We start from the raw sequence: 14,628 nt of genomic DNA on the forward strand, positions 1-14,628 counted from the left end.
TATAATGAAGTTAAAAGCCACAATAATCCTATTACTGGTAACCGGATTAACCTTTGCCCAAAAAGCTAAAAAGGGTAAAACCACTATAACAATTGCACCAAAAGAAGTTTTTGTGTCTGATTTATTATCCAAAATGACTTTGGAAGAAAAACTTGGACAGCTAAACTTACCTACTTCCGGAGATATTACTACCGGTCAAGCCAACAGTTCAAATATTGCTAAAAAAATTGAAGAAGGTAAAGTTGGTGGCTTGTTCAATATAAAATCCGTCAAAAAGATTAAAGAAGTTCAAAAGATTGCCGTTGAAAAAAGTCGCTTAAAAATTCCGTTGCTTTTCGGAATGGACGTCATTCACGGATACGAAACTACATTCCCGATTCCGCTAGGATTATCGTGTACTTGGGATATGAATTTGATTAAAAGAAGTGCCCAAATTGCCGCTCAAGAAGCCAGTGCCGATGGCATAAATTGGACGTTTTCACCTATGGTAGATATTTCCCGAGATCCGCGTTGGGGAAGAGTTTCCGAAGGTTCAGGAGAAGATCCTTATTTGGGAAGCCAAATTGCCAAAGCCATGGTTAGTGGATATCAAGGCGATGATTTAATGAAAAATAATACAATTTTGTCTTGCGTAAAACACTTCGCTTTATACGGTGCACCGGAAGGTGGAAGAGATTACAATACGGTTGATATGAGTAAACTCAGAATGTTTAACGAATATTTACCTCCATACAAAGCTGCAATCGATGCGGGAACAGCTTCTGTAATGGCCTCATTTAATGAAATCGATGGGATTCCGGCAACGGGTAATAAATGGTTATTGACAGATTTGCTTCGGAAACAATGGGGTTTCAAAGGTTTTGTTGTAACCGATTATACCGCAATAATGGAGATGAGCGAACACGGTGTTGGTGACATGCAAACCTCAGCTGCTATGGCATTAAATGCCGGAGTAGAAATGGATATGGTAAGCGAAGGTTTTTTACTAACGCTTAAAAAATCACTAGAAGAAGGCAAAATCTCAATGTCGCAAATTGATAACGCAGTAAGGTTAATTTTAAATGCCAAATACGATTTGGGACTATTTCATAATCCTTACAAATATTGTGATGCCAATCGTGCGGAAACGGAAATTTTTACTTCATCTCACAGAGCTGAAGCTAAAAAGATTGCCATAGAATCATTGGTTTTACTAAAAAATGAAAACCAAACGTTACCCTTAAAAAAGTCAGGAACCATTGCCGTTATTGGTCCGTTAGCGGATGCTAAAGAAAATATGGCAGGAACTTGGAGCGTGGCAACCAAACAAGAAAAATCGATTTCATTGATCGCAGGAATTAATTCGGTGGTCGGAAATTCAGCCAAAATATTGTATGCCAAAGGTAGTAATCTCGATTATGATGCCGCTTTAGAAGAAAGAGCCACCATGTTTGGTAAAACCTTACACAGAGATAACAGAACGACCGAAGAACTACTCTCAGAAGCGCTGAAAATCGCCAATCAAGCGGATGTTATTGTGGCAGCATTAGGGGAATCAGCTGAATTCAGTGGCGAATGTAGCAGTAGAACTAATCTAGAAATACCACAAGCGCAAAAAGATTTGTTACAAGCTTTATTAAAAACAGGAAAGCCGGTTGTTTTGGTTTTATTTGATGGTCGCCCATTGGTTATAACGGACGAAAATAAAACCGTTCCGGCTATTTTGAATGTTTGGTTCGCCGGAAGTGAAGCCGGTTATGCCATTGCCGATATTTTATTCGGAAACGAAAATCCATCAGGAAAATTGACGACTACATTCCCAAGAAGTGTTGGGCAAATCCCAATTTATTACGCTGTAAAAAACACCGGAAGACCATTAGGCAATAAAGAAGGTATTTTCGAAAAGTTTAAATCAAATTATATTGATGAAAGAAACGAGCCTTTATTCCCATTCGGATTCGGATTGAGTTATACGTCTTTTGATTATTCAAATTTGAGATTATCTTCTGCTGTAATGAATGCCAATGAAACACTTAAAGCTTCAGTTGACATAACCAATACCGGAAATTTTGATGGCAAAGAAGTGGTTCAGTTATATATCAGAGATTTAGTGGGTTCGATAACCCGACCGATTAAAGAATTAAAAGGATTTCAAAAAATAAACCTTAAAAAGGGCGAGAAGCAAACCGTAACATTTGAGATTAGTGTAGAAGATTTAAAGTTCTATAACTCAGATTTACAATTTGTAGCCGAACCCGGGAAATTTCAAGTCTTCATCGGAAGCAATTCCGATACTAGTAATAAAATAGAATTTGATTTGGTTAATTAGTTTTATGTTTACTTCAAGGAAAACCCTTTGGTTAAATACTAAAGGGTTTTTTTAAAGTAAGGAGTAATTTCTATCTTTAGCAAAAATATACTTTATGAAAAATTCGATTACCATCACCTTGTTGTTGTTCGCTTTTTGCCTTAAAGCGCAAACGATACAATCGCCTTCAAAAGAACTTACGCTCGATTTTAAATTGGCCGAAAAAGGAAGACCTTCTTATTCGTTGACTTATAAAAACAAACCGATAGTTCTGAACAGTCTTTTGGGTATTTATTTGAAAGGTGATACCGATCTGGCAACCAATTTTAAAATTGACAGTGTCAGAACAATAACTTTTAATGAAACATGGAAACCGGTTCTAGGTGAGCAATCTAGCATTGTAAATCATTATAACGAATTGACCTTTTGTTTATCTCAAATAGGAACAAATAGAAAGATCAATATCATCTTCAAAGTTTATGACGAAGGCATGGCTTTTCGCTATGAATTTCCAAAACAATCCAGTCTGAATTATTTCATCATTTCCGATGAGAAATCAGAATTCAACTTAGCCGGAAATCACAAAACGTTCTGGATTCCGGGCGATTTTGACAGTCAGGAATATGCTTATAATGAAACTTTATTGTCAGAAGTCAATACTGAAAAAATCGATTTAAATAATGGTATCGGATTAAAATCAATCGCCGAAAAGTACGTTGTACAATCACCATTAATGATGAAAACCGCCGACAATTTATACCTTAATATTTTTGAAGCCGCCGTAGTCAATTATCCAATAATGCATTTGGATTTAAATCCAATAACAAATGCGCTTACCTCTCGTTTAGTGCCAAATGCCATTGGCGATAAAGCCTATTTGCAAGCACCATGCGTTTCACCTTGGAGAACGATTATGATAAGCGATGATGCCAGAAAAATTGTTGGTTCCAAAATGATTTTAAATCTTAACGAGCCATCAAAAATTGAAGATACTTCATGGATTAAACCTATGAAATATGTTGGTGTGTGGTGGGAAATGCACGTAGGAAAATCAACTTGGGATTATGCCGGTAGCCAAAATGCCCAAAATACAGAATCTAAAGAATTAATTGCCAGTGGCAAACACGGAGCAACTACGGCTAATATAAAACGCTATATAGATTTTGCAGCCAAACACGGTTTTGACGGTGTTTTAGTCGAAGGTTGGAACGTTGGTTGGGAAGATTGGTTCGGCAATTGGAAAGAAGATGTTTTCGATTTTACGACGCCTTATCCTGATTATAATTTGGCCGAGATTAACGCTTACGCCAAATCCAAAGGCGTTAAGATGATTATGCACCACGAAACTTCGGGTTCGGTGGCGAATTACGAAAGACATTTAGACAGAGCGTTAAACTTGATGAAAGAGTATGGTTATCCTGCAGCAAAATCAGGTTATGTAGGCAGAATTATTCCGCGTGGTGAATTTCACGATGGGCAAACCATGGTCAACCATTTCAATTTCGTAGCCAGACGTTTTGCCGATTACAAAATGATGGTCAATTCACACGAAAGTTCTCGTCCAACCGGTTACCACAGAACATATCCGAATTACATTGCTGCCGAAGCCGCTCGTGGAAATGAGTTCAACGCTTGGAGCAATGGAAATCCGCCAATGCACGAAACCATTTTGCCATTCACCCGATTATTAGGCGGACCAATGGATTATACACCGGGCATTTTTGAAATTAAAATGAGCTTTTATGACAAAAGTAAAAAAGAGCAGGTTCACACTACTTTGGCCAAACAATTAGCCTTGTATGTAACCATGTATTCTCCGTTGCAAATGGCAGCTGATTTACCGGAAAACTACGAGAAATACCCAGATGCGTTTCAATTTATCAAAGACGTTGCGGTAGATTGGCAAGAATCCAAATATATTGAAGCTGAACCGGGAGATTATTTGACTATTGCCCGTAAAGATAAAAAATCCGAGAATTGGTTTTTAGGCGCTATCAGTGATGAAAACGCCAGAAATACAGAAATCAAATTGGATTTCCTTTCTCCGAATAAAAAATACAAAGCCATCATTTACCAAGACGGAAAAACGGCTCATTGGGAGAAAAACCCAATTAACTACGAAATTAAAACCATGACAGTGACTTCCAAAAGCAAGCTGAAATTAGTTTTGGCTGCTGGTGGTGGAACGGCTATTAGTTTTGTGCCAATCAATTAAAACTCACTTTTATGAAACATCGGATTGCACTACTATTACTGTTATTGATTTCAAATTTTGGAATTGCCCAACAAAAAACATATTGCAATCCGATTAATATTGACTACGGTTATTGCCCAATTCCCGATTTTGTAAAGCAAGGAAAACACCGCGCTACAGCTGATCCTGTAATTACTTTTTTTAAGGGTGAATACTATCTTTTTTCTACCAATCAATGGGGTTATTGGCATAGCAAAGACTTATCGGATTGGAAATTTATTTCTAAAAAATTCCTTCGTCCCGAACACAAAGTTTATGACGAATTGTGTGCACCATCTTTGTCTTTTGTCAATGATACTTTATTGGTAGTTGGTTCAACTCACGGAAAAGAGTTCCCGCTATGGATGAGCACTAATCCGGCGAAAGGCGAGTGGAAAGAGTTAATCCACAAATCGGAAGCCGCGGCTTGGGATCCACAGATTTTTTGGGACAAAGAGAAAGACGAAGTTTATGAATATTACGGTTCGAGCAATTTATATCCGTTGTACGGAATGAAACTCAATCGTAAAACTTTCCAACCGGAAGGCGAGAGAATTCCGGTGTTGGCATTGAATGACGATGAACACGGTTGGGAACGCTTTGGTGAACACAACGACAATACTTTCCTGCAACCGTTTACCGAAGGCGCTTTTATGACCAAACACAACGGTAAATATTACTTGCAATATGGTGCGCCCGGAACCGAATTCAGTGGCTATGCCGATGGCGTTTATGTGGGCAATCATCCGCTTGGTCCTTTTGAGTATCAATCACACAATCCGTTTTCGTATAAACCCGGAGGTTTTGCTCGTGGTGCAGGACATGGAGCGACTTTTACCGATGCAAACAACCAGTATTGGCATATTTCTACGATTGGCGTTTGTGTGAAAAACAATTTCGAACGCCGTTTGGGCATTTGGCCTGCCGGATTTGATCAAGATGATATTTTGTATTCGAATACCGCTTATGGTGATTATCCAACGTTTTTACCTTCGGAAAACAAAGGCCATTTAAGCGAAAGTTTTGCCGGCTGGATGTTACTGAATTATAACAAACCGGTTCAAGTTTCTTCAACATTGGGTGGCTTTCAGGCGAACCTTTCGGTAGATGAAGATATCAAGACTTATTGGTCGGCTAAAACGGCTAATAAAGGAGAATACCTGATTTCGGATTTGGGCGAAAAAAGTACCATCAACGCGATTCAAATCAACTATGCCGATCAAGATGCTGAATTTATGGGCAAACCCGAAACGACCTTGGGACACAAATACATCATTTATACTTCTAATGACGGTAAAAACTGGAAAGTCTTAATCGACAAAAGCAAAAGCACTAAAGATGTTCCGCACGAGTACATCGAATTGCAGACTCCGACTTCGGCTCGGTATTTAAAACTGGAAAATATCGGGATGCCAACGGGTAAATTTGCGATTAGTGGTTTTAGGGTTTTTGGCAAAGGAAGCGGAGCAAAGCCAAGTGAAGTTAAAGGATTTGTGCCATTGCGTTCGGGACCAAAAGTAAAAGGTGAACGAAGAAATGTTTGGTTCAAATGGCAACAGGAACAAAATGCAGACGCTTATGTAATTTACTTTGGCAAATCACCTGATAAATTATACGGCTCGATTATGGTTTACGGAAAAACCGAATATTATTTCAATGGTTTGGACAAATCTGATGCGTATTATTTCCAAATAGAAGCTTTTAACAACAATGGTATTGGACCAAAGTCTGAAATCAAAAGAGCGGATTGAGTTTATGAAGATGACTTCGTTAATAACTAATTCTACCGCTAAACTTTTTTTTTTACTTATAAATGTATATTTAACCAATTAATTTTATTCAGCATTAATTTTTAACAACCAAACCAAAAACTATAATTATGAGTACACAAAATTTGAAGACCAATTGGGCACAGTTTATTCCTTTAGTCACTGTATTTTTCTTTTGGGGATTTGTCGCCGCTAGTAACGATATTTTAATTCCTGTTTTCAAGAAAGCTTTTGATTTAACACAAGGTGAAAGTCAGCTTGTATCGGTTGCTTTTTATGTAGCATACACCGTTGGTTCTATTATTTATATGATTATTTCTTATTTGACAAAAGGTGATTTAATCAATAGAATTGGTTATAAAAACTCTTTGGCTTTAGGTTTAGTAATTTCTGCTTTAGGAACTTTATTGTTTTATCCTGCGGCGAATACAGGTTCGTTTCCTTTAATGCTTTCCGGATTATTTATCGTTGCGCTAGGTTTTTCTTTGCAGCAAACGGTTGCCAATCCATTGGCGATTGCACTTGGACCAATAACTACCGGTTCACAGCGTTTAACTATGGCTGGTGGAATTAATAATCTTGGAACAACTATTGGACCGCTAATCGTTAGTTTTGCCATATTTGGTTCGGCAACTTCAGGAAATACTGAGATGAGTATTGAAAGTGTAAAAACACCATATTTGGTTCTTGGTGCAGCATTCTTATTAGTTGCTGTTTTATTAAAATTCTCTTCATTACCGGACAAACCGGCTGCTGTTGTTGAAGTGGAAGGCGAAGCAGATAATACCAGAAGTTCGGCTTTGAAATATCCACAATTGATTTTGGGGATGATTGCTATTTTCGTTTATGTTGGAGTTGAAGTATCTACTGCGAGTAATTTGCCAGAATACATGGAAAAAAATCTTGGTTTTATAACAAAAGATATAGCACCTTATATTTCATTATATTGGGCAAGTTTGATGATTGGACGTTGGACAGGTGCAATTGAAGCCTTTACAGATAACATGAACACTCAAAAGATATTGCGATTTATTGCACCCTATTTGGCTTTTGGAGTGTTCTTGTTTGTTAATGCTATTGCAAAACATGATTTAACGCCATTTTATGTATATGCATTAATTATTTTGGTTTTAATTGTCGCAGATATGGTCAGTAAAGGAAATCCAGCTAGAATGTTATTGATTTTTTCCATTTTAGGGATGGTTGCTCTGCTGGTTGGAATGACTACTGACGGAATGGTAAGTGTATATGCGTTTACTAGCGTTGGTTTGTTTTGTAGTACGCTTTGGCCTTGCATTTTTACATTAGCTATTAGCGGTTTAGGTAAGCATACTAGTCAAGGTAGCAGTTTTTTAATCATGATGATTATGGGTGGTGGAATTGTAGCATGGTTGCAAGGAGAAATAGCAGGAATTTTAGGTATTCACAGTAGTTATATAGTAGGTGTATTCTGTTTTGCCTATTTAGCGTTTTATGCTTGGAAAGTTAGCGGAATACTAAAAAGTCAAGGAATTGACTTTGATAAAAAAGTAAGTGGCGGTCATTAATCCATCCGAATCTTTATAAAATCAAAAATCCCGCATCGTGTAAACTTTGCGGGATTTTCTTCATCAAAACCTAACCAAAACAACTAACTATTTATTTTTTATCCTCAATCTTGGCCTTTGTACCATCAGATTTGTAGTAGTAGTAATCATCATCATTTCTTGGATTGTTTGTTGCATAATCGTTATCGTAATCGTAGTTGTTGTGGTAAACATACCCTTGATTTCTAAAACCTTTAATGCTTCCAATCATATCTACAATATCACCTCTGCGGTTGTAAACAATTTGCATTCCACCAATTTGTGTCAATGCATGTCTGTTATATCTCATGTAAACCGTTCCAATTCGGCTTACTCTGTCTCGGCTGTCGTAGTTGACAAAAGTGTTACCAACACGTCTTACTCTACCAAAACTATCATGTTCAATTCGAGTTCCATAGTTTACAGCGCCTCTAGCTGCCGTAGCTTTTGTTCCTCTTTTTCCGGCAGTTCGGTAATAGTAATCACCTTCGCTGTCTTGTGGACGGGTATTAAAATCAAAGTCTCCATTTGGAAAAACAAAAAACTCAATGCCTCTTTCCACAAATGAGATTGGCTCATCAAAGCTATATCTCGTTCTTACTTCTGTTGCATTCACTACGTTTCCAACCAGTAAAACAGTAGCTACTAAAAGGGTAATTTTTTTCATAATCAATACAAATTTGAGTTTTGCTTACTCTTTCGATTTTCAGCGTCTTCGAACAGTTATTATTGCTGTTGAAAGGTACATTCCAATACGTGTGCCAAAGCCCGTAAATAAATTCTTAAGGTTTGATTAAGATGGTCTAATCGTCATTAATACAAGACCTTACGAATCATTTTTTGTCTTGCATTTTATTTTTATGGTATTGAATATGTTTAAAATTTTAGTACATTTGCTAACGAACTTGCAAACTAAACAACTTTATTTTATTAAAATTTCAATGAAAAACCTACTATTTTCATTATCCTTTTTGTTCTTGATATCAAATGGCTATGGTCAAACTTATGTGCCTTTTTACGGAACTGTAGTTGAACAAGTTTCTGAAACTAATGTGTTGGCCAATCTGACTGAATTTGAAAATTTAGGCATAAAAAGGAGAGGAACAACCGCTTTGCAAAATACACTCGACTGGTTGAAAGCTGAATATTTAAGTTACGGATATACTGCCGCACAGTTGCAAGAATACAGTTTTACCTATTCGGGTTCAACATGTAAAAATTTGGTGGTGACCAAAGTAGGAACACTTTATCCTAATAAATTTGTGATTATTTGCGGACATTATGATACCATAACCGGTAAAGGAACAAATGACAACGGAAGTGGGGTAGTTACTATTTTTGAAGTAGCACGTTTATTGCAAAATATTCCAACAGAATATTCAATAAAATTTATCAATTTCAGTGGTGAGGAAGATGGTTTGGTTGGAAGCCAGAATTTTGTTTCTTCCGTAGTCAATGCCACCAATCCAAAAATGGATATTCGTTTGGTTTTTAACATTGATGAAGTTGGAGGAAGAGCCGATATGACCAATGATACTATTACTTGCGAAAGAGATACAGGAAGTCCGACTTCTAACAATGCCGCCTCCAATACATTCACCAATCAGTTGATTACTTGTACTCAATTGTATTCTCCTTTAAACACTTATTTGTCTTATGCCTATGCCTCAGACTACATGCCGTTTGAAGACAATAATGAAGTAATCACCGGTTTTTTTGAAAGAAATGAAACGCCACATCGCCATACTTCAACTGATTTATTGGTCAATATGGATCCGCATTATGTTTATAACATTGCCAAAGCCGCTACCGGTGCCATGTTGCACTTTGCTGTGGCTTCCACAACATTAGAAACTAATGATTTGTCGAATGATTTTCAAGTGAGTTTTTATCCCAGTCCGGCCAAGGATTTTTTAAATATTAATTTAGGAACATTGACCGACAATCATTACACTTTCAAACTGGTTGATTTGCAAGGAAAGAGTGTAATTTACAAACAAGTTGAAAATGCGCAACTCATAGAAACAGTCTCTTTAACCGGGTTGTCTAAAGGAGTATATATGGCCGTATTAGAAACAAACAAGAATAGAATTACCAAAAAAATTATAATAGAATAAATTTACTTTACTAAAAAAGCCTTCCATCAGAAGGCTTTTTTTATAGTTTGTCTTTTAGGTATTGTGCCGTAATTGATTTTTTATTTTTCACAAGTTCTTCCGGAGTTCCGACTGCCAGTAATTGCCCTCCGTTTTCGCCACCTTCCGGACCCAAATCAATAATCCAATCGGCACATTTGATCAAGTCGAGATTGTGCTCAATCACTATGATGGAATGTCCTTTTTCAATCAAAGCATCAAACGAAGCCAATAGCTTTTTGATATCGTGGAAGTGCAATCCGGTTGTGGGTTCATCAAAAACAAATAAAGCTTTTTCTTTGGTTACACCTTTCACTAGAAACGAAGCCAATTTGATACGTTGTGCTTCTCCACCGGAAAGTGTAGAAGACGATTGTCCCAATTGGACATAACCTAAACCAACATCTTGAAGAGGTTGTAACTTCTGAGTGATTTTAGTTTGTTTGTTTTCGGCAAAAAAGGCAATGGCATCATCAATGGTCATGGTTAGAATATCATCAATGTTTTTGCCTTCAAAAGCTACTTCTAAGACTTCTTTCTTGAAACGTTTTCCACCACAAGTATCACAAGGCAAAGAAACGTCGGCCATGAATACCATTTCTACATTGATTGATCCTTCACCTTTGCATGTTTCACATCTTCCGCCATCAACGTTGAAGGAAAAATGTTTGGCTTGGTAACCTCGCACTTTAGAAAGTTTTTCTTTGGCATACAAATCACGAATGTCGTCATAAGCCTTGATATAAGTTACAGGATTCGAACGCGAACTTCTCCCGATAGGGTTTTGGTCAACGTATTCTATGTGTTTGATGTGTGAAAAACTTCCGGTTAACTCACTGAATTGTCCTGCTTTGTCTCCGATGCCTTCGAGTTTCTTTTGCAACGCCGGAAACAATATTTTCTTTACCAAAGTACTTTTTCCACTTCCCGAGACACCTGTGATTACGGTTAAACTTTCTAAAGGAAAAGCAACGTCTATGTTTTGCAGATTGTTTTCTCGAGCGCCTTTGATTTCTATGAAGTTGTTGGATTTTCTGCGTTTTTTTGGCACTGAAATTTCCAATTGACCATTTAAGTATTTAGCCGTCAATGAATCCGCCTGCAAGATTTCGTCAAATGTACCTTCGGCTACCAATTCTCCACCAAAAGTTCCGGCTTCCGGACCAATATCGATGATTCTGTCGGCCGCTTTCATGATGTCCTCATCGTGTTCAACCACTACAACGGTATTGCCTAAATCGCGTAGGTTTTTCAGTACTTTAATTAATCTCTCAGTATCTTTTGGGTGTAAACCAATACTTGGTTCATCTAAAATATACATCGAACCCACTAAACTACTGCCTAATGAAGTCGACAGATTTATTCGTTGTGATTCACCGCCTGAAAGCGTCGCAGAGTTTCGGTTTAGAGTCAGATAGTCCAGCCCAACATCGCTTAAAAAAGCCAGTCTGTTATTGATTTCTATCAAAAGGCGTTTGGCTACTTTGGCATCATATTCGGAAAGATTCAATTCATTAAAGAAAGGAATTAGTCTTTTAATCGACAAGTCAACCAATTCAGAAATAGTTTTACCGCCAACAGTGATGTAATTGGCTTCTTTGCGTAATCGTTTGCCTTTACAAGTGTTACATTTGGTTTTACCTCGATATCGCGATAACATCACACGGTTTTGGATTTTATAATTTTTCTCCTCTAGTTCTTTAAAGAAATCATCTAATCCGGTGAAGAGTTTGTTGCCTTTCCAAATCAGGTTTTTTTGTTCTTCAGTTAGTTCGAAATAAGGTTTGTGTATAGGGAAATCAAATTTATAGGCATTGTTAACCAATTGATCTCGGTACCAACTCATACTTTCACCACGCCAAGGAAAAACAGCGTTTTCGAAAACTGAAAGTGAAGTATTAGGAATCACCAATTCTTCATCAATACCAATGATATTGCCGTAACCTTCACAAGTTGGACAAGCACCATAAGGATTGTTGAAACTGAATAAATGAATATTGGGTTCTAAAAACGTAATGCCGTCTAATTCAAAATTGGCACTGAATTCCAGACGTTTTTTAGTGTCTAATTCTTGTAAATAACAAATGCCTTTGCCTTCGAAGTAGGCGGTTTGCACGGCATCGGCCAAACGATTATAAAAGTCTTCATCTTCAGCTGTTTCAGCATTCAATACAATTCGGTCAATGATGAGTAAAATGTCTTTATTGTCTAATGAATGTTGGTCGATTTGATCCAAACGCACCATTTCGTTATCAACCAAAATACGTGCAAAACCTTGCTGTAGTAAAACTTTCAGCTTGTCTTCCAATTGTCTTCCTTGTTCCAAATGAATTGGAGAAAGCAATAGCCATTTACTGTTTGGGTCAAATAGTTTTACAGCATTGACAACATCTGAAACCGTATCTTTTTTAACTTCATTGCCTGAAATAGGAGAAAAAGTCTTTCCTATTCGAGCGAAAAGTAATTTTAAGTAATCATAGATTTCGGTTGAAGTACCAACTGTTGAACGCGCATTTGTGGTATTTACCTTTTGTTCGATAGCAATCGCAGGTGCAATCCCTTTGATGTATTCTACTTTGGGTTTGTCTAGTCGACCTAAAAATTGCCGTGCATAAGAAGACAAACTTTCCACGTATCGGCGTTGTCCTTCAGCATAAAGCGTGTCAAAGGCTAAACTTGATTTTCCTGAACCTGATAAACCGGTAATCACTACCAATTCATTGCGCGGAATCACCACATCTAAATTCTTTAGATTGTGAATTTGTGCGCCTTTAATTAAGATGTTTTTTTTAGGTTCTAGTGTAGCAATATCAGTACTCTTCATAGCAAAAAAGGAATGTTCGCAAAGTTAATCAATTCTGACAGGAGTTTGTAACAAAGTTAATTAGGAAATCTTAGTATTTGCTCTTAATTTCTTTTGTCAATATCATTAAAAAATGCTTTTATTTTTATGGTAAAGTTTTTTTTTGAGTTAATTTTTTTTAAAATCACCACATTTAGTTTGATTGAAATAAAGTTTTAAGCAAAATAAATACAACATTACCACAACATTTTATTCTTTTAACATTTATTTTGGCAATTACTTGAATGACTGTTATTAACTTTGAGTTATTGTATTTAGAACGATTAAGAAAGGTTTTAGACTGTATAGTTTTTATATAGTGTAACAAATCTTCATACTATAAACAAAAAATTAACTTTACATTCAAACTAAAATAAATTAATTATGAAAAAAATTACTTTCTTACTATCATTAATTTTGTCTACGATGACATATGGTCAGATTGTGACTAATGGTAATTTTCAAACTGGTACAGCTGCACCTTGGTACGGAAATGCTGCAAATGTTGTAGATCTTGGCGCAGGTTCTTTTGTAAACCAAGCCAATGTAACTGCTGTTGCTAACCCATACGATGTTAATCTTAGTCAAGTTGTTACATTGACGAGTGGTAATACATACGAATTAAGTTTTGTTGCGTTTACAGACAACATTACTAGTTCTAGAACTATGATTGTTGGTCTTGGTCAAGCTGGTCCGCCTTGGACTGCTTTAACAGCAACATCTACTTTGACAGCTACACCACAAACATTTACATATCAATTTACGATTAACTATGGTGATGCTGTTAATGATAGAGTTATATTTGACATGGGCGCTGCATTAGGTTATGTATTTATTGATGACGTATCCGTAGTTCAAGTTGTAAGCACTTGTAATAATGGTGTTCAGGATGGTACTGAAACTGGGATTGATTGTGGAGGTTCTTGTGCACCATGTGTTGCTTCTCCAACAACAGCAGCACCAGCTCAACCTAACAGACCTACTGCAGATGTAATATCAATATTTAGTGATTATTACACACCAATAGCTACTTTAAATTATTCTGGTGTAGATGGGCAACCTTCTAATGACAATACATTTAACACTTCTTGGTGTCCAGGTGCAACTACTTTAGTTCAAGTTCAAGGGGATAATACAAATAAGATTACTGGTTTAGGATGTGAAGGTGTAGCTTTTTTTGCTGGAAGATTCAATGCTACTGGTTTTACACGTTTTCACATTGACATTTGGACACCTACAACAACTCAAGATAAAGTATTTAGTTTTAAATTTTCTAACTGGAATAATACAACAGGAGAAACAAATGCTTATGAATATACTGCAACCAATGCCAACACATTACTAAGTGGAGCAGAGGGAACATGGATTACTATAGACATACCTTTATCTACACCAACTTTTAGTTGTATAAATACACCACCAGGTAATGCTTGTCCAAGCATGACTGATTTTACTCAGTTCGTTATTACATCTAATTTAGGAACTGTTTATTATGACAACCTTTATTTACACAAAAATACTGTATTATCGACAAATGATTTTGAAACGTTAAAAGCAAGAATATATCCTAATCCTGCTACGAATCTATTAAATATTGAGTCAGAAATGTCAATTGAAAAAGTTACAGTATACAATATTTTGGGTCAAGAAGTAATCTCAAAATCTCCAAATGCTGAGTTAGTTACTCTTGATGTGTCTAGTTTACAAGTAGGAGTTTATGTTGTAAAAGCGTCTATTAATGGAAACGTTTCTTCAACAAGATTCATGAAAGAATAATTTTAAGTTAATTAAGTTATG

8 protein-coding genes are annotated in these 14,628 nt (G+C 36.6%); 6 read left to right on the forward strand and 2 right to left on the reverse strand.

Annotated features, from left to right (window positions below; genetic code table 11):
- Nucleotides 1-4 precede the first annotated feature (4 nt).
- From bglX to ACK4HO_RS07975, 4 genes are all read left to right on the forward strand, one after another.
- Complete coding sequence (gene bglX, locus ACK4HO_RS07960; protein WP_409664674.1) at nt 5-2,308, forward strand: beta-glucosidase BglX; 2,304 nt, start codon at nt 5-7, stop codon at nt 2,306-2,308.
- 94 nt (nt 2,309-2,402) lie between these two features.
- Entirely contained in the window at nt 2,403-4,502 is a 2,100-nt protein-coding gene (locus tag ACK4HO_RS07965; protein ID WP_409664676.1) for a glycoside hydrolase family 97 protein, read from the forward strand.
- Nucleotides 4,503-4,513: 11 nt separating this feature from the next.
- A complete protein-coding gene (locus ACK4HO_RS07970; protein ID WP_409664678.1) occupies nt 4,514-6,271 on the forward strand; it encodes a family 43 glycosylhydrolase in 1,758 nt (585 codons plus the stop codon).
- Nucleotides 6,272-6,399: 128 nt separating this feature from the next.
- On the forward strand, nt 6,400-7,836 hold the full coding sequence (locus ACK4HO_RS07975) for an MFS transporter (RefSeq protein ID WP_409664680.1): 1,437 nt from the start codon (nt 6,400-6,402) through the stop codon (nt 7,834-7,836).
- Between the two features lie 91 nt (nt 7,837-7,927).
- Here ACK4HO_RS07975 and ACK4HO_RS07980 read toward each other — a convergent pair whose 3' ends face one another.
- Nucleotides 7,928-8,521: a hypothetical protein gene (locus ACK4HO_RS07980; protein ID WP_409664682.1), complete on the reverse strand. Its 594-nt coding sequence runs from the start codon at nt 8,519-8,521 to the stop codon at nt 7,928-7,930.
- Nucleotides 8,522-8,795: 274 nt separating this feature from the next.
- Between ACK4HO_RS07980 and ACK4HO_RS07985 the strand changes: the two genes are divergently transcribed.
- The gene (locus tag ACK4HO_RS07985; protein ID WP_409664683.1) at nt 8,796-9,971 is read left to right on the forward strand and encodes a M28 family peptidase; all 1,176 of its coding nucleotides are present in this window, start codon (nt 8,796-8,798) and stop codon (nt 9,969-9,971) included.
- A 40-nt stretch (nt 9,972-10,011) separates the two neighbouring features.
- Here ACK4HO_RS07985 and uvrA read toward each other — a convergent pair whose 3' ends face one another.
- Entirely contained in the window at nt 10,012-12,813 is a 2,802-nt protein-coding gene (uvrA, locus tag ACK4HO_RS07990) for an excinuclease ABC subunit UvrA (RefSeq protein ID WP_409664685.1), read from the reverse strand.
- A gap of 402 nt (nt 12,814-13,215) precedes the next feature.
- Here uvrA and ACK4HO_RS07995 point away from each other — a divergent pair, with 402 nt between their 5' ends.
- Nucleotides 13,216-14,607: a T9SS type A sorting domain-containing protein gene (locus ACK4HO_RS07995; protein ID WP_409664687.1), complete on the forward strand. Its 1,392-nt coding sequence runs from the start codon at nt 13,216-13,218 to the stop codon at nt 14,605-14,607.
- Nucleotides 14,608-14,628: the final 21 nt, after the last annotated feature.

It is taken from the genome of Flavobacterium sp., assembly GCF_046296355.1.
GTDB lineage: Bacteria > Bacteroidota > Bacteroidia > Flavobacteriales > Flavobacteriaceae > Flavobacterium.

Coding starts and splice junctions, on each gene's coding strand:
- ACK4HO_RS07965 (WP_409664676.1), top strand. CDS start 2,403: ATGAAAAATTCGATTACCATCACCTTGTTGTTGTTCGCTTTTTGCCTT.
- ACK4HO_RS07980 (WP_409664682.1), bottom strand. CDS start 8,521: ATGAAAAAAATTACCCTTTTAGTAGCTACTGTTTTACTGGTTGGAAAC.
- bglX (WP_409664674.1), top strand. CDS start 5: ATGAAGTTAAAAGCCACAATAATCCTATTACTGGTAACCGGATTAACC.
- ACK4HO_RS07995 (WP_409664687.1), top strand. CDS start 13,216: ATGAAAAAAATTACTTTCTTACTATCATTAATTTTGTCTACGATGACA.
- ACK4HO_RS07970 (WP_409664678.1), top strand. CDS start 4,514: ATGAAACATCGGATTGCACTACTATTACTGTTATTGATTTCAAATTTT.
- uvrA (WP_409664685.1), bottom strand. CDS start 12,813: ATGAAGAGTACTGATATTGCTACACTAGAACCTAAAAAAAACATCTTA.
- ACK4HO_RS07985 (WP_409664683.1), top strand. CDS start 8,796: ATGAAAAACCTACTATTTTCATTATCCTTTTTGTTCTTGATATCAAAT.
- ACK4HO_RS07975 (WP_409664680.1), top strand. CDS start 6,400: ATGAGTACACAAAATTTGAAGACCAATTGGGCACAGTTTATTCCTTTA.